The organism is Leifsonia poae (assembly GCF_050632865.1).
Classification (GTDB): Bacteria; Actinomycetota; Actinomycetes; order Actinomycetales; family Microbacteriaceae; genus Leifsonia; species Leifsonia poae_B.
Genome location: NZ_JBODSA010000001.1, coordinates 490565 through 505338 on the forward strand (window position 1 = coordinate 490565; position 14774 = coordinate 505338).

General features: G+C 71.9%; 14 protein-coding genes and 2 pseudogenes. 4 read left to right on the forward strand and 12 right to left on the reverse strand.

Translation table 11 applies throughout. From position 1 onward, the window contains the following. The first annotated feature begins 22 nt into the window (after positions 1 to 22). Positions 23 to 589, forward strand: a complete 567-nt coding sequence (locus ACRAWB_RS02435) for a DUF7144 family membrane protein (RefSeq protein ID WP_431351897.1) — start codon at positions 23 to 25, stop codon at positions 587 to 589. A gap of 7 nt (positions 590 to 596) precedes the next feature. Next, the gene (locus tag ACRAWB_RS02440) at positions 597 to 1103 is read left to right on the forward strand and encodes a hypothetical protein (RefSeq protein WP_431351898.1); all 507 of its coding nucleotides are present in this window, start codon (positions 597 to 599) and stop codon (positions 1101 to 1103) included. A 1-nt stretch (position 1104) separates the two neighbouring features. On the opposite strand, the pseudogene ACRAWB_RS02445 reads toward ACRAWB_RS02440, so the two are convergent. From ACRAWB_RS02445 to ACRAWB_RS02455, 3 genes and pseudogenes are all read right to left on the reverse strand, one after another. Beyond that, positions 1105 to 2558: pseudogene (locus ACRAWB_RS02445) on the reverse strand (lipase maturation factor family protein). 66 nt (positions 2559 to 2624) lie between these two features. Further along, positions 2625 to 3167 carry a cysteine hydrolase family protein gene (locus ACRAWB_RS02450; protein ID WP_431351899.1) on the reverse strand — a complete coding sequence of 181 codons (543 nt, stop codon included), beginning with the start codon at positions 3165 to 3167 and terminating at the stop codon, positions 2625 to 2627. Further along, complete coding sequence (locus ACRAWB_RS02455) at positions 3164 to 3841, reverse strand: endonuclease/exonuclease/phosphatase family protein (RefSeq protein WP_431351900.1); 678 nt, start codon at positions 3839 to 3841, stop codon at positions 3164 to 3166. The genes ACRAWB_RS02450 and ACRAWB_RS02455 overlap by 4 nt, the downstream gene beginning before the upstream one ends. A 155-nt stretch (positions 3842 to 3996) precedes the next feature. Between ACRAWB_RS02455 and ligD the strand changes: the two genes are divergently transcribed. Next, positions 3997 to 5016 (forward strand): non-homologous end-joining DNA ligase, encoded by a 1020-nt coding sequence (ligD, locus tag ACRAWB_RS02460; RefSeq protein ID WP_431351901.1) that lies wholly within the window; start codon positions 3997 to 3999, stop codon positions 5014 to 5016. A 3-nt stretch (positions 5017 to 5019) separates the two neighbouring features. Here ligD and ACRAWB_RS02465 read toward each other — a convergent pair. Together ACRAWB_RS02465 and ACRAWB_RS02470 are read right to left on the reverse strand one after the other, a co-directional pair. Beyond that, positions 5020 to 5657, reverse strand: a pseudogene (locus tag ACRAWB_RS02465) (UdgX family uracil-DNA binding protein). A 52-nt stretch (positions 5658 to 5709) separates the two neighbouring features. Continuing rightward, complete coding sequence (locus ACRAWB_RS02470; protein ID WP_431351902.1) at positions 5710 to 6780, reverse strand: ATP-dependent DNA ligase; 1071 nt, start codon at positions 6778 to 6780, stop codon at positions 5710 to 5712. 79 nt (positions 6781 to 6859) lie between these two features. Here ACRAWB_RS02470 and ACRAWB_RS02475 point away from each other — a divergent pair, with 79 nt between their 5' ends. Further along, complete coding sequence (locus tag ACRAWB_RS02475) at positions 6860 to 7300, forward strand: SIP domain-containing protein (protein WP_431351903.1); 441 nt, start codon at positions 6860 to 6862, stop codon at positions 7298 to 7300. A gap of 135 nt (positions 7301 to 7435) precedes the next feature. Here the strand turns inward: ACRAWB_RS02475 and ACRAWB_RS02480 are convergent, their stop codons facing one another. The 7 genes from ACRAWB_RS02480 to ACRAWB_RS02510 all read right to left on the reverse strand — a co-directional run bounded on the left by ACRAWB_RS02480 (position 7436) and on the right by ACRAWB_RS02510 (position 14710). Further along, positions 7436 to 8281, reverse strand: a complete 846-nt coding sequence (locus ACRAWB_RS02480; RefSeq protein ID WP_431351904.1) for an SDR family NAD(P)-dependent oxidoreductase — start codon at positions 8279 to 8281, stop codon at positions 7436 to 7438. Beyond that, positions 8278 to 8658: a Fe-S oxidoreductase gene (locus ACRAWB_RS02485; protein ID WP_431351905.1), complete on the reverse strand. Its 381-nt coding sequence runs from the start codon at positions 8656 to 8658 to the stop codon at positions 8278 to 8280. Before ACRAWB_RS02485 ends, ACRAWB_RS02480 begins: the two co-directional genes overlap by 4 nt. After that, entirely contained in the window at positions 8655 to 10106 is a 1452-nt protein-coding gene (locus ACRAWB_RS02490) for a dihydrolipoyl dehydrogenase family protein (protein ID WP_431351906.1), read from the reverse strand. Before ACRAWB_RS02490 ends, ACRAWB_RS02485 begins: the two co-directional genes overlap by 4 nt. A 66-nt stretch (positions 10107 to 10172) precedes the next feature. Beyond that, positions 10173 to 10958 (reverse strand): crotonase/enoyl-CoA hydratase family protein, encoded by a 786-nt coding sequence (locus ACRAWB_RS02495; RefSeq protein WP_431351907.1) that lies wholly within the window; start codon positions 10956 to 10958, stop codon positions 10173 to 10175. A gap of 10 nt (positions 10959 to 10968) precedes the next feature. After that, complete coding sequence (locus ACRAWB_RS02500) at positions 10969 to 11835, reverse strand: arginase family protein (protein WP_431351908.1); 867 nt, start codon at positions 11833 to 11835, stop codon at positions 10969 to 10971. Continuing rightward, complete coding sequence (locus tag ACRAWB_RS02505; RefSeq protein WP_431351909.1) at positions 11832 to 12581, reverse strand: PspA/IM30 family protein; 750 nt, start codon at positions 12579 to 12581, stop codon at positions 11832 to 11834. Before ACRAWB_RS02505 ends, ACRAWB_RS02500 begins: the two co-directional genes overlap by 4 nt. Before the next feature lie 59 nt (positions 12582 to 12640). Next, entirely contained in the window at positions 12641 to 14710 is a 2070-nt protein-coding gene (locus tag ACRAWB_RS02510; RefSeq protein ID WP_431351910.1) for a TPM domain-containing protein, read from the reverse strand. Positions 14711 to 14774: the final 64 nt, after the last annotated feature.

A 14774-nucleotide genomic window follows, 5' to 3' on the forward strand; every position in this document is an offset into this window, starting at 1 on the left:
GGCGAGAGCGGAGGATCAGGACATGAACCCACGACCCGGATCGGTCACCTTCGTGGCCGTCCTCGCCTACATCAACGGCATCCTGAACATCATCGGCGGCATCATCGTGCTGTTCACGCGCGATCAGATGGCGGCGGGGAACGGCGGCGCGCTGGCGGGGATCACGACGGCGGCCATCCTGTCGATCCTGCTCGGCATCATCGTCGTGATCGTGGCCCGCGGGCTGCTGCGGGGAAGCTCGGGCGCGCGGGCGGTGGTGACCATCGTCATGATCATCGACATCCTCAACGGCCTGCTCATGCTGTTCACCTCGCAGGTGGCGAGCGGGATCATCCAGATCCTGTGGTCGCTGCTCATCATCGTCCTGCTCTACACGCGGCGCGCGAGACGAGTTCTTCGCCGGCCGCTGATCCGTCGGCGGTATCGGCCAGAATGGACGGGGGCGCGAGAGCTGCGCCCCTGTTCCGAGGAGTTCCATGCGCTGGCCGAAGTGGTTCCGCAGGAGCGTCGAGAAGACGACGCGCACGCGTCCGTTCGACGAGGACGCCCTGCCAGAGCCCGTCGCGCCCACCCTCGAGCAGTCGGTTGAGGAGGGCATGCTCCTCGCGGAATACGCCACCCGCATGTCGGTGAAGAACCACATCGTGGTGGACACCATCCAGTACGGCAACTCGTACGATCCCGCGCTGCACGCGATGGAGGCGGCCGCCATGCTGCGCGAGCTGGCGTCCGAGCAGGGGATCGCCGCCGGCCGCATCGAGGAGGAGCTGGAGGCGGCCGAGAACCTGGGCGGCGACGCCGAGCATCCCCACGACTACCGCAAGGTGGATGTGGACAACCTCCGGCTGCGACGGGATGCGGCGATCGAGCTGGCCCGGCAGCTGCGGGCGAAGGCCGACTCCGACGACGAGCTGACGGCGCTGGTCGAGCGCGGCCGGAAGGACGCCTGGGATGAGGTCGGCCGCGCGATCGAGGCGGGGCTGGACGCGTTCTCGGGCGCCGAGGCGCTGAAGGCCGACTACGAGCGCGAGAAGCCGGCGCGGCTCAAGCTGCTCATCTGGCGCGACCTCGCCCGCCTGGAGGACGAGCGCACCGGCTACTGAGTCAGTGCCCGCGGAGGCTGATCGGCGGCACCAGCTCGCCGACCTCCGACCGCACCCACACGTCGCCGGTCTCACGCTTCTCGGCGTGCGTCGAGAAGCGGTAGAGGAACATCCTGGCCCGAACGGCGCGCGGCGGCTCCCCGTCGAAAGGATCCTGCCGCAGGAGCTTCAGCGTCGGGCGGTCGGCCTCCAGCAGACGGAGCAGGAACACCTCGAACCAGGGGAGTCGCGCGAGCCGAGCGCGAGGAACCACATCAGCCAGTCCAGCCGCAGATGGTATGGCGCGAACTGCCGCGGCACCCGGTGCGGATCGCCGGGCTTGCCCTTGAACCCGTACTCGCGCCAGACCGCCTCCGGGTCGTGCGGGTCGTCGGCTGTGCCCTCCACGACCACCTCGTAGCGTTCCCGCGTCACGCTGCCGAAAGCGCCATAGGCGTTCACGAGGTGCCAGCGGTTGAAGCTCGCGTTCATCAGCTGGCGGCGCGCGAACAGGTTGCGCAGCGGCGGCCAGCTCAGCACGACGAGGAACACGGTAACCGCCACCGCGACCACGGCGTACCAGAGCGGGACCATGTCCGCGCCGATCCCGCCGACCGGCGCCCCGCCGAGCAGCCACCTCCAGACGCCGTCGCTGATGCCCGCGAACGCCAGCACGATCGTGATCCAGTTCAGCCACGCGAAGTTGCCCGTGAGCACGAGCCACAGCTGGGTGAGGATCATGATGGCGGCGGCGACGCTCGCGACGGGCTGCGGCGCAAACAGGAACCAGGGCACGATCAGCTGCGCGAAATGGTTGCCCAGCACCTCCACCCGGTGCCACCACTTCGGTAGCAGGTGCGCGGTCCGGCTGAACGGGTTGGGCATGGGCTGCGTCTCGTGGTGGTAGTACAGCGCGGTCAGGTCGCGCCACACGCGGTCGCCGCGCATCTTGATCATCCCGGCGCCGAACTCCAGCCGGAACACCAGCCAGCGGATGAAGAACACGATCGTGATCGGCGGGGCCGTGTCACAGGCGCCGAGGAAGGCGACGACGAATCCCGCCTCGCACAGCAGGCTCTCCCAGCCGAAGCCGTAGAACGTCTGCCCGATGTTGACGATCGACAGGTACAGGAACCACACGATGAGGAAGACGGGGACGAAGACGTACGTCGGGGCGAGTTGCACGACTCCGGCGACGATGAGGGCGGACAGCACCGCGCCCGTCCACGCGACCGTTCGCAGCAGCCGGTCGGAGTACCGCCAACGGAAGAGGGTCGGCTGCTTCTGGGCGTATGGATGCTGCAGGAAGCGGCGGGCGGGCAACAGCCCGTGGTCACCGAGCAGCGCCGGGAACTGGTTGACGGCCGACACGAACGCGATGAGGTAGATCGCCGCGACACCCCGCTCCAGGATCTCGCGGGCGATCGTGTAGTCGTCGCCGGCCAGCCACCCGGTCAGCCACGCGGGGAACTCCATCCACACCACCTCGCCGTCGGATGCGGGTCACGGTACGCCGGGGCTACCGGCGGCGCGAGGCCGGAGTCAGAGCACGACGTCCGCCGCGGGCTCCGCCGCGAACAGCTGACCCGGGTACCGCAGCCCCGCGAAGTACCGGTTGGTGTGCGCGACGATCTGCTGTCCGCTGATCTCGACGCCGTCCCACTCCGTGTCGGTCGTGGTGTGCGCGTCCGACACCAGGGTCACGTCGAAGCCGCGGACCGCCGCGCTCTGCGCCGTCGTGCGGATGCAGTAGTCGGTCTGCGCGCCGGCGATGACCAGGCGGCCGACGTCCAGGCGTTCCAGGATCTCGTCGAGGTCGGTGTCGGCGAAGGCGTCGCGGTAGTGCTTCAGGATGCGCGGCTCGCCGTCGGCCGGCGTCAGCTCGTCGGCGAGGTCGAAGGCGGGCGTGCCCTCCTCCATCCCGTCCTCCTCGTGCTGCACCCAGATGACCGGGGTGCCGGTGGCGCGGGCACGGTCGACCAGGGCGACGGTGCGCCCCAAGACGGCAGGGACGTCGACGCAGCCGGGAAGGACGCCCTTCTGCAGGTCGATCACGAGCAGGGCGGAGGGGACGCCGTCGCTCACGCCACGAGCTCCGCATCCAGACGGATGGCCCGGTGGTCGGACGCCCCGGCCGGCAGCACGTCCACGTGCTCGATCTCGAAGCCCGTCGAGGTGACGAAGTCGAAGTAGCCGGAGAAGAACTTGTAGCGCAGGTAGGTCGGCTCGGTCGTCCGCTTCAGCGTGTAGCCGGAGGTCGTGAGGTGGCGCTCCAGGCCGCGGATGAACCACGGGTAGTTGAAGTCGCCGACCATGACCGCGGGCGTGTCGGGCGAGAGGGACCGCATCCCGGCGTGCGCTGCTGCGATCTGCTCGCGGCGCAGCGAGTTGAGGGCCGTCAGGGGCGCCGCGTGGAACGACCCGACGAGGACGTCCTCGCCGCTGTCCCGGTCGCGCAGGTGAACCGCGAGCAGGCGCTCGTTGGCGGGAGCCAGGACCCGGTCGTGCAGGGACTTCTTAACCGCGAACACCTGCGAGTGGAGGATCTCGTAGCGGTCGTCGCGCACGTACACCGCGAGTCCCAGCCGATTGGCGCGGGTGGTGTCGGCGAGCGCCAGGTGGTGGAGGCGGGGCGGAAGCGCCTCGCTGTCGCACTCCTGCAGGCAGAGCACGTCGACGTCGTGGTCCTGCGCGATGTCCTGCAGCTCGCCGCTGGCGGCGTGCTTACGGAGGTTGTAGCTCACGATCCTCAGGGTCATGCACCTCTTCTCGAGACCTCTTCAGCGCGGGCGGCACGAATGCGTGCCCGCTTAGCCATTCTGTCCCACGCGCGGCCGGGCTCAAGCGGCCCCGCGGTATCCCACTGCGAATTCACATCGCGGACACCGGCGGTTGGGGCGGTACGGTGGGTGCCATGGCAGGTGACGCGGTCGTCCTCACGGTTCCCGGCCCCCACGGCGATCGGGAGGTGCGCATCTCGAGTCCCGGCCGGGTCATCTTCCCCGAGGTCGGGATCACCAAGCTCGACCTCGCGAACTATCTCGTCGAGGTCGGCGACGTGTTCGTGCGCGCCAACGGCGACCGGCCGGTGTCCCTCCAGCGCTTCCCGGAGGGGATCGACGGCGAGCAGTTCTTCTCGAAGAACCCGCCGCGCGGCACGCCGGACTACGTCCGCTCGGTGCCGGTGGTCTATCCGAGCGCCCGATCGCACCCACAGCTCGTGATCGACGAGCCGGCCGCGGCCGTGTGGGCCGCCCAGATGAACACGGTCGTCTTCCACCCGTGGCCGTCGCGCGCCGAGGACTCCGACAACCCTGACCAGCTGCGCATCGACCTCGACCCGCAGCCGGGCACCGGGTTCGCGGACGCGGTGCCCGCCGCGATCGAGCTGCGCGCGGTGCTGCAGCAGGCGGGGCTCACGGCGTTCATCAAGACCTCGGGCAACCGCGGCCTCCACGTGTTCGCGCCGATCGTCCCGGAGCGGGAGTTCCTGGATGTGCGGCACGCGGTCATCGCGGCGGCGCGCGAGCTCGAACGCCGGATGCCGGACAAGGTCACGACCGCGTGGTGGAAGGAGGAGCGCGGGGAGCGCATCTTCGTCGACTTCAACCAGGCGAACCGCGACCGCACGATGGCCGGGGCGTACAGCCCGCGGGCGCTGCCGCACGCCTCCGTCTCCGCGCCGATCACCTGGGACGAGCTCGAGCACGTGTCCCCGGAGCAGTTCACCGTGCTGACGATGCCGGAGCGGCTGCGCACGGTCGGCGACCCGTGGGAGTCGTTCGCCGAAGCCCCGGGGCGCATCGACGAACTCCTCGGCTGGTGGGAGCGCGACCTCTCGAACGGGCTCGGCGAGCTGCCGTTCCCACCGGACTACCCGAAGATGCCGGGCGAGCCGCCGCGCGTGCAGCCGAGCCGGGCGAAGAAGGCGTAGGGGTCAGGACGCGGTGGCGGCCTTCGCTGCCGCCTGCAGGTCGGCGACGAACGCGTCGTAGGCGGCATCCCATCCCGGGTCGTCGCGCAGCCGCAGAAGTGCGGACAGGTGCGTCGTGATGAGCGCGGCGCGGCCGTCCCGCGTCTCCTGCACACGACCGCGCTCCTGCTGGATGCGCACCGGCCGGCCGAACACGCTGCGCCCGGCGGTCGCGCCCAGGCAGACCACGACACGCGGATCGACGGCGGCGAGCTCCGCGTCCAGCCACGGATGGCAGGCGACGATGTTGCCGACCGCCGGTTTCTCGTGGATGCGCCGCTTGCCTGGCGGTGGAAGCGGAAATGTTTGACGGCGTTGGTCACGTAGACGTCGCCGCGGTCGATGCCCGCATCCTCGAGGGCCTGGTCGAGGAGGTGGCCGGCCGGGCCGACGAAGGGCTCGCCCTCGATGTCCTCGCGGTCGCCCGGCTGCTCGCCGACGAGCACGAGCGTGGCGCCCGGGCGGCCGGCGGAGAACACGACCCGCGTGGCGTCGCGGTACAGCTCGCAGCCGCGGCAGTCCGGCGCCGCCGCGCGCAGCGACTCCACATCGCGCTTCGGCGGCAGGAACCGCTCGGCGCCCGGCCGCTCCTCGTCTGCCATGCGGCACACGCAACCACCGTCCCGGCGGCCGCGCAACGGCCGCGCGGCCGGATCAGGTCAGCACGTCTCCGAGGTCGTAGGCGATCGGGCGGTCCAGCTGCTCGAAGGTGCACGACCGGGCCTCGCGGTCGGGCCGCCAGCGCTCGAACTGCGCGGTGTGCCGGAACCGCATCCCCTCCATCTGGTCGTACCGGACCTCCAGCACGCGCTCGGGACGCAGCCGCACGAAGGACACGTCCTTGCTGCCGGAGAACCGGCTGCGGTCGGTCTCGCCGGTGACCGCCTCGCCGTTCTCGTCCCGCTCGACCAGCGGGGCGAGCTCGTCGATGAGCGCCAGGCGCTTGGCGTCGGTGAACGCCGAGACGCCGCCGACGTTGAGCAGCCGCCCCGAGTCGTCGTAGAGGCCGACGAGCAGGGAGCCGACGCCGCGCCCGCTGGTGTGAATGCGGTAGCCGAGCGCGACCACATCCGCCGTCCGGTGGTGCTTGATCTTCAGCATCGTGCGCTTGTTCGGGGCGTACTGGCCGGCGAACGGCTTGGCGACCACGCCGTCCAGGCCGGCGCCCTCGAACTCGACCAGCCAGCGCTGCGCGGTCTCGAGGTCGGTCGTCGTGCGGGTCAGCTGGATCGGCGCGGGCAGGTCGCCGGCGAACTCCTCCAGCGCAGCGCGGCGCTCCGCGAACGGCCGGTCGACGTACGACTCGTCGCCGATCGCGAGCAGGTCGAACGCGACGAAGGTGGCCGGGGTGGACTCGGAGAGCATGTTCACACGGCTCGCGGCGGGATGGATGCGCTGCGATAGCGCCTCCCAGTCCAGCCGCTGCCTCCCGGGCTCGCCGGTCGGCACCACGATCTCGCCGTCGAGCACGCACGGCCCCGGGAGGATGCGGCGGAACGCGTCGACCAGCTCCGGGAAGTAGCGGGTCAGCATCTTGGAGCCGCGGCTGCCGATCTGCACGTCGCCGATCGTGCCGTCGCCGGCGTCCTCCGCGTAGACGATCGCGCGGAAGCCATCCCACTTCGGCTCGTAGCTCAGGCCGCCGGCGACGCTGTCGGGCGCGGGCACGGCGGGGACCGCCTTCGCGAGCATCGGGGCGATGGGGGAGGAGGCGGAGGGCTGCATGCTCCGATCATGCCGCGAACCCCCGACCTCCGGAAGGGATGCGGAGGTTAGGTGAGGCTCACCTATAGTGGAAGGCGAGATGTACCGTCCCGACCACGCCGCCCACACCGCGTCGACCGCGCATGCGGACGACCGCGTCCAGTTCCTGGTCGTCGGCGACGAGACGTCGCTGGCCGAATTGGAGGCGCAGCTCGCGCTGCTGCCGCTGTGCGCCCGGGGGCGGGTGTTCGTCGAGGTCGCGGACGACTCCCAGATCGTCCCGCTGGCCACGCCGATGCGGATGACCGTCACCTGGCTGGCGCGCTCGCAGCGCAGCGGACGCCCGGGCACCGGCGAGCGGTGCGCCCCTGGCGAGGCCGGCTCCCGCGCCGTGCGGGCCTGGTGCGACGAGATGCTGTGCGACGGCCCGGGCGAGACCCGAGCGATCGTGACCGGCGCCTTCACGCTCGCCGCCGAGGTGCGCGACCACCTCCTCGACGCCGTCGGCATGCCTCCCGAGGCGGTCTCCGCCGCCCGCTGACCCCATCCATGGGTCGCAACACGCCGTCACGCGGCGTGCATAACGGCGTGTTGCGTCCCCTGGATGCCGTCTGGTTGACGCAACACGCCGTGCGGCGAGATGGCGGGACGGCGTGTTGCGTCAACCAGAGGCGGGTCAGGCGGGGGTGCGGAGGCCGACCAGCGTCTCGCTCGCGGCCCAGAGGTCGCGGCCGAGCTGCGCGTTGCGCGCCTGCGGGTTGGTGCGGCCGTTGGCGGTCAGCCTGTCGAAGTAGGTGCCGCTCGGGGCTCCGACCGGCGCCGGTCCCGCGAGGAACAGCAGCGGCGCAGCGCCCGCCTCGACCGGGATGCCGAACGTGCTCCGGGTCACCAGGTGCCCGAAGCGGATGAGCGGCGAGGAGTTGCCGAAGTTGGTGGCGATGGTGCCGGGATGGAACGAGTACGCGGTCACGCCCGTCCCGGTCAGCTGTTCGGCCAGCTCCGCGGCGAACAGGATCGTCGCCAGCTTCGCCGTGCCGTACGCCCGCCAACCGCCCTGCCACGGCCGCTTCTCCCAGTCGAGGTCGTCGACGCGGAGCTGCCCGAAGCGGTTGGCGAGGCTCGCGGTGGACACGACGCGCACGTCCCGTCCCGCCGCCGCGGTCTCGATGAGCCGGGGACGCAGCAGCGCGGTGAGGAGGAACGGCGCCAGGTGGTTCGCCTGGATGGTGCGCTCGTGCCCGTCGACCGTCAACTCGCGCTCGTGGTTGAGGCCGCCGGCGTTGTTGGCGAGCACGTCGATCGTGTCGTAGCGGTCGAGGAGGGCGGCGGCGAGGGCGCGCACGTCGTCCAGCCGCTCGAAGTCGGCGAGGAAGGGCGTGGCGCCGATCCGCTCGGCGACCGCGCGGGTCCGCTCGGGGTTGCGGCCGACGATCGCGACCTCGTCGCCCGCCGCCGCCAGCTGCTCCGCGGCGACGACGCCGATGCCGGAGCTCGCCCCCGTGATCACGATGGTGCGCGTCATCGGTAGCCGCCCTTCTCGAGGCCCGCCTCGATCTCGAATCGGTTCTGCAGCGGGTCGCGCCCCGCCACGAGGTACAGGAACGGGAACAGCATCCCGTACCGCTGCCACTGCCGCTTGTGCACGGCCTCGTGCTCGAGAACGTCGTCGCTGACGTTGTGGTCGGTGAGGTAGACGCCTCCCACGCACGAGCCGCCGCGGCCGAACGTGCGCGTCGGCATCCCTCGGAACACCGTCAGCCCGGCGCGCCGCTCGATCCGCCCGGTGCTCCACAGGAACCCCCAGGCGTGGCCGACCGCGGTCGCGTAGAGGTAGCCCAATCGCGAGAGGGGTGAGTCGAGCAGGAGGCGTCCGAGCGGCGTCCGGTCGAACGCCGTCATTCGGTGGGCCGCCCGTAGGCCTCGAGCAGCCGCAGCCACACCTCGCTGACCGTGGGGTAGGACGGGACGGCGTGCCACAGTCGGCTCAGCGGCACCTCGCCGACGACCGCGACGGTCGCCGAGTGCAGCAGCTCGCCGACGTCCTGGCCGACGAAGGTGACGCCGAGCACCACGCCGCGGTCCTCGTCCACGACCATGCGGGCCTTGCCCGTGTAGCCGTCGGCGACGACGTGCGCCCCGGAGACGCTGCCGATGTCGTAGTCGACCACGCGGATGCGATACCCGGCCTTCTCGGCGCGCGCGGCCGTCAGTCCGACCGACGCGACCTCCGGGTCGGTGAACGTCACCTGCGGGACCGCCTGGTGGTCGGCGGTCGCCACGTAGGTGCCCCACGGCTCCAGCGAGACGTCGCGACCGTGCGCGCGGGCGGCGATCGCGTCGCCGGCGGCCCGCGCCTGGTACTTGCCCTGGTGGGTGAGCAGCGCCCGGTGGTTGACGTCGCCGACGCCGTACAGCCACCCGCCGTCCACGGGCCGGCCGTCGGAGCCGAGCACGCGCATGCTGTCGTCGACGTCGAGCCAGGCGCCCTCCTCCAGCCCGAACGCGTCCAGGCCGATGCCGAACGTGCGGGGGAGGCGACCGGTCGCGACCAGGAACTCGTCCGTCTCGACCACCGTGCCGTCGTCGAGCCGGATGCGGAAGCCGTCGTCGTCCGTGCGCTCCACACTCTCGGTCTTCGCGTCCAGGTGCAGGGTCACGCCGAGCTCCTTCAGCGACGCCTCCACCATCTCGCCCGCGAACGGCTCCTCGCCGCCGAGCAGCCCGCTCCGCGCGATCAGGTGCACCTCGGTGCCGAACCCGGCGTAGGCCGTCGCCATCTCGGTGGCCACCACGCCGCCGCCGAGGATCGCGAGCGACACCGGCACGCGCTGCGCGCTGGTCGCCTCCCGGCTGGACCACGGCTCGCTCTCGCGCAGGCCCGGGATGTCGGGCATCAGGGCGGCGGACCCGGTCGAGACGGAGACGGCGTGCTTGGCGCGCAGGACGGTGACCGTGCCGTCCTCGGCCGTCACCGTCACCTCCTTCGGCGCGGTGATGACGGCCCAGCCGCGCACCAGGTCGATGCCCGCGCCGTTCAGCCACTCGACCTGGCCGGCGTCGTCCCAGTTGCTCGTCATGTCGTCGCGGCGCTTGAGCACGGCCGCGACGTCCAGTGGACCGGTGACGGCCTCCCGTGTGCCGCCCACCCGCTGGGTCGCCCGAAGCAGGGCGCCGCTGCGCAGCAGGGTCTTGGAGGGCATGCACGCCCAGTAGGAGCACTCGCCGCCGACCAGCTCGGACTCGACGATCACCGTCTTCAGCCCGCCCTGCGCGGCGCGGTCCGCGACGTTCTCGCCGACCGCACCCGCCCCGATCACGATGACGTCGTAGTCCCGGGTCTCGCTCATGCCTTCTCCTCGGTTCCGCGGCCGTGCCGCTCCTGGTTGTTCGTCGTCTGGGAGGGATCGGATCGGTCAGCGGCCCACGAACTGCGTCTCGGTCCGCGTCAGGAACGCCTCCATGCCGATCCGCGCATCCTCGCTGCCGACCAGCCGGACCAGCGCGGGCTGCAGGTCCGCCTCTGCGGCCGCATCCCCGTCGCGCACCGCGCGCTTGGCGTTCGCGAGCGCGGCCTGCACCGCGAGCGGCGCCTGCGCGGCCACGCGCTCGGCGAGCTCCAGCGCGCGGTCGAACTGCGTCCCGTCGTCGACGACCTCCTGCACCAGACCGAGCCGGTGTGCTTCGGCCGCGTCGAACAGGTCGCCGGTGAGGATGTAGCGCATCGCGTTCCCCCATCCCACCGCCCGCGGGAAGCGCAGCGTGGCGCCGCCGAACGGGAGGATGCCGCGCGTGACCTCGATCTGGCCGAACCGCGTGCCGGCGGCCGCGACGACGATGTCGGAGGCCAGCATCAGCTCGATGCCGAGGGTCAGGCAGGTGCCCTGCACGGCGATCACCACCGGCTTGGTGAGCTGTCGCCCCGACACCTGCCACGGGTCGATGCCGTGCTCGCCCACGAACGACAGGCCGTCGCGGCCGATCCGAGGGCCGAGATCCGCCAGGTCGAGCCCGGCGGTGAAGTGGTCGCCGACGGCGTGCATCAGCCCGACCCGCAGCTCCGGGTCGCGCTCGAGCTCTCCGTAGGCGTCGGCCAGCTGCGAGAGCAGTTCGAAGTCGGCGGCGTTGCGCTTCTCGGGGCGGTTGAGGCCGATCAGCAGGATGTGGCCCCGCCGCTCGACGAGGATCTTGGGCTCGGTCATGCTGCCCACGCTAGCGCGCCTCCGCGGGGGCTCCGGTCGGACCGGTCAGCGCACCGAGGATGCGCAGGATGACCGGCAGGTCGCGCGTGGCCGCATCCGGTGACTCGGGAGCGAACTCCATCAGCCCGGCGCCGACCAGCTCGAACCGGCGCCGCAGCGCCCGGATCGCCTCCGTCAGCCGCTCCGGCTGCACCCCGAACGGCTCGGGATAGCCGATCCCGTCGATCGCGGAGGGGTCGAGCACGTCGAGGTCGATGTGGAGGTACACGGCCGACGCACCGGTCGCCGCGACCGCGTTCACGATCGCGTCGGGGTCGTCGAACTCGCCCGGCGCGACGACCCGGATGTCCTGTTCGGTCACATAGGCGGACTCGCCGTCGTCGAGGGCGCGCGTCCCGGCGAGCACCAGCTGCGGCGGCGCCAGGCGGTTTCCCTCCGTCGAAGCGAGCCCGTCCGGGCCGTCGCCGAGCAGCGCGCGCAGCACCATCCCGTGGAAGGCGCCGGACGGCGACGAGTCCACGTCGTTGAGGTCGCCGTGCGCGTCGAACCAGACCACGGCGACAGTGCCTGCGGGATGCGACGCCAACACGTGCTGGACGGCCGCAAGCTCCACGCCGCAGTCGCCGCCGATCGTGACCACCGGCTCCTCGAGCAACGCCAGCTCGGCCTCGGTCGCCTCGCGCACCGCGGCCAGCGACGAGAACCGGTTGACGCCGGTCCCGAGCGATTCGCCGGCCGCTGCCGGTACGGGCACCTGGTGGGTGCGAGCGCCGGGAAGGTCGCCGCGGATGGCCTCCGCGCCGTCGATCAGGCGCATCGCCCGCGACGACCCGGAGCCCTGCCACTGCGGGACGACGAGGAAGGACGCGCCGCTCACCCCTCGGCGCCCGACGTGACCGCCTGCTGCGCACCGCCGCCGGACTTGATCGCCGCGAGCCGAGCCTCCACCTCGGTCAGCTCGCCGAGGTCGTCCAGCTGCTCGAACTGCGCGTCGAGGCTGGAGGCGGCGAGCTCCTGCTGGCCGCGCACCTTGGCCTCCTCGCGGCGGATCTTCTCCTCGAAGCGGGAGACCTCGCTGGTCGGGTCCATGATGTCGACGCTCTTCACGGCGTCGATCACCTGAGCCTGCGCCTGGGCGCTCTTGGCGCGGGCGATCAGCTCGGCGCGCTTGCTCTTCAGCTGCTCCAGCTTCTCCTTCATCTGGTTGAGCCCGGTCTTGAGCTTCTCGACGACCTCGGTCTGCGCGGCGATCTGCGGCTCGGCGGCCTTCGCCTCGTTCTCGGACGAGATCTGGCGCTGGATGGCCACCTTCGCGAGGTTGTCGAACTTGTCGGCGTCGGCGGTGTTGCCGGACGCGCGGTACTGGTCGGCCTGGCGGCTCGCGGCCAGCGCCTTGTCGCCCCACTCGGCGGCGGCCTCGACGTCTTCGCGGTGGTCGTCTTCGAGCAGCCGCAGGTTGCCGATGGTCTCCGCGATCGCGCTCTCGGCGTCGGCGATGCTGTTCGTGAAGTCGCGGACCATCTGGTCCAGCATCTTCTCCGGGTCCTCCGCCTGGTCGAGGAGGGCGTTGATGTTCGCCCGCAACAGTTGCGAGATCCGCCCGAAGATGGACTGCTTCGCCATGTGCTCTTCCTTTCGCTCCCGCCCCCGATGGGCGCTTGTGAGGTCTGTCGTGGTTCCGGTCAGAACCGTCCGCCGCCGCGCCGGCTGCGGGTCCCGCCTCCGCCGAAGCTGCCCGCGCTGAAGCCGCCGCCCCCGCCGCTGCGACCGCCGCCGCCTCCGCCGCCCCAGCCGCCGAAGCCGCCACCGCCGCCTCCCCAGCTGCCGCCTCCGCCGCCCATGCCGCCCCGCAGCACCGAGTCGATGAGGATGCCGCCGAGGATCGCGCCCATGGTGCCGCTTCCGCCGCCGCGGCCGGACGTGCCGCCGCCGAAGACATCCCCGAGGCCTCCACCCATCTGCGGCGAGAACCCGCCCACGTCCTGCTGCGCGAGCTGGGTCGCCTCGTCGGCGAGCTGCGCGGCCCGCTGGGCCAGCGCGAGGGCGGAGACCGCGTCGGTCGGCGCCGTCTGCTCGGCCTGCACGACGAGTCGCCCGGCCTCGGCGAGCCGGGTCCGGGCCTCGGGGCCGACCGCGCCGCGGCGGGCGGTGATGAAGTCCTCGCATGCCGAGACGCGGGCCTTCGCGGTGAGGAGCGTCTGCTGCAGAGCCGAGGCTGCGCGCTGCGCCTGCGCCCGCGCATCCCGGACGCCTTGAAGCACGCCGTCGATGGATCGGTTGGCCGCGTCCAGACGCTGCGCCAGCTCCAGCGGGTTCACGCGACCGGCGGCGATCTTCGCCTGCACGTCGGTCACCGTCTGCTCGGTGCCGGCGACGGTCGCCGCGATGGTGCCGCCCGGGTCGTCCGCGGCGGCGAGGGCCTTGGCCTCGGCCAGGTCGCTGCGGAGCTCGGCGAGCGTGGTGTCGAGCGACTGCTGCGCGGCCGCCAGGTCGGCGCCGAGGCGGTCGACCGCGTCCAGCAGCAGCCCGGCCTGGTCGGCAGACTCCTCGGCCGCGCGCACGCCGACCGCCGCCGCACCGGCCTGTCCGGCCGCCGCCTTCTGCGCGGCCCCGGCCAGCGCCGTGTCGGTGAAATCGAGGCGCTGCGTCGCCTGCTGGACGTTGTCGGCCACGGTCGCGAGCGACGCGTCCGTGTACCGCTGGGCGAGTCCATCCAGCGTCGCGGTCGTGGTGGTCAGCCGCTGCCGCAGCGCCGCCGCCTGGGTCTGGATCTCGGCCGACGCCTCCGGGATGCGCTTCTCCAGCGCCCGCAGCTCGTCGAACGCATCCGCCTGGGCGTCCAGCGCCTGGTTGGCGGCGCCGCAGAGCTGGACGATGCGGATGTTCCACTCGCGCCGCTGCTCGTCGGTGTCCGGCTCGGCGTCGTCCAGGCGCTGCTTGAGGGTGAACGCCTCCCGCAGCTGCGCCTTCGCCTGGTCGAGCGCGGCCTGGAACGGCACCACCGCGTCCGCGCCGTACTGCGCGGTCGCGAAGCCCAGCTCCTCCTCGCTGGTGCGGATGGCGTCGTCCGTCTGCACCAGGGCCGACCCGGCGCGGCGTTCCAGCTCGTCCAGCGGGATGGTCTGCAGTTCGCTCTGCGGGGTGGCCGGCCCGGTCGCCGCCTGCTTCTTGCGGGAATTGCGGGACCGCACCAGCACGAACACGACGACGCCGATGACGATCACGCCGATCAGGAACACCCAGAAGAACACGGCTCCGCCGGCTCCGCCGCCGACCGCGTCGCCGAGCCCCTGCGCTGCCGACACGGCCGCGCCGGTCCAGTCGTTCGCCTTCAGCTTCGGCTCGATGTCGTTCTGCTCGATGCTGTCGAGCTGGTCGGCGCTCACCGGACCGTCGTCGTCGCCGGAGAGGTAATAGGTGCGGCCGTCCGTGGACACGGCGAGCAGGTAGTCCCGCTGACCGAGCCCGTTGCGCGCGGCCGTCTCGTTGGCCCAGTCCGCCGCCTCGGTCGGGTTGGTGAACCGCGGGACGAAGGCGACGAACAGGTCGATGCGGTCCTGGTCGTACAGCTTCTTCGCGGCCTCGGTGATGCGCGCCTCGTCGGCGCTGCTCAGCACCTGCGACTGGTCGACGACGTGGCTGGGGCCGAGATCGACCGGGTCGGTCGCGACCGCGGGGGAGGCGGCGAGCGTCAGCGACCCGGCGGCGAGCCCCAGAACGAGCACGGCCCGGCTCAGCAGACGTCGCAACATCCACCCACTCTCTCGGGTCCGGCTGGGATGCAACCGAGTCTATTCGGGCACCCGGACACTGTGA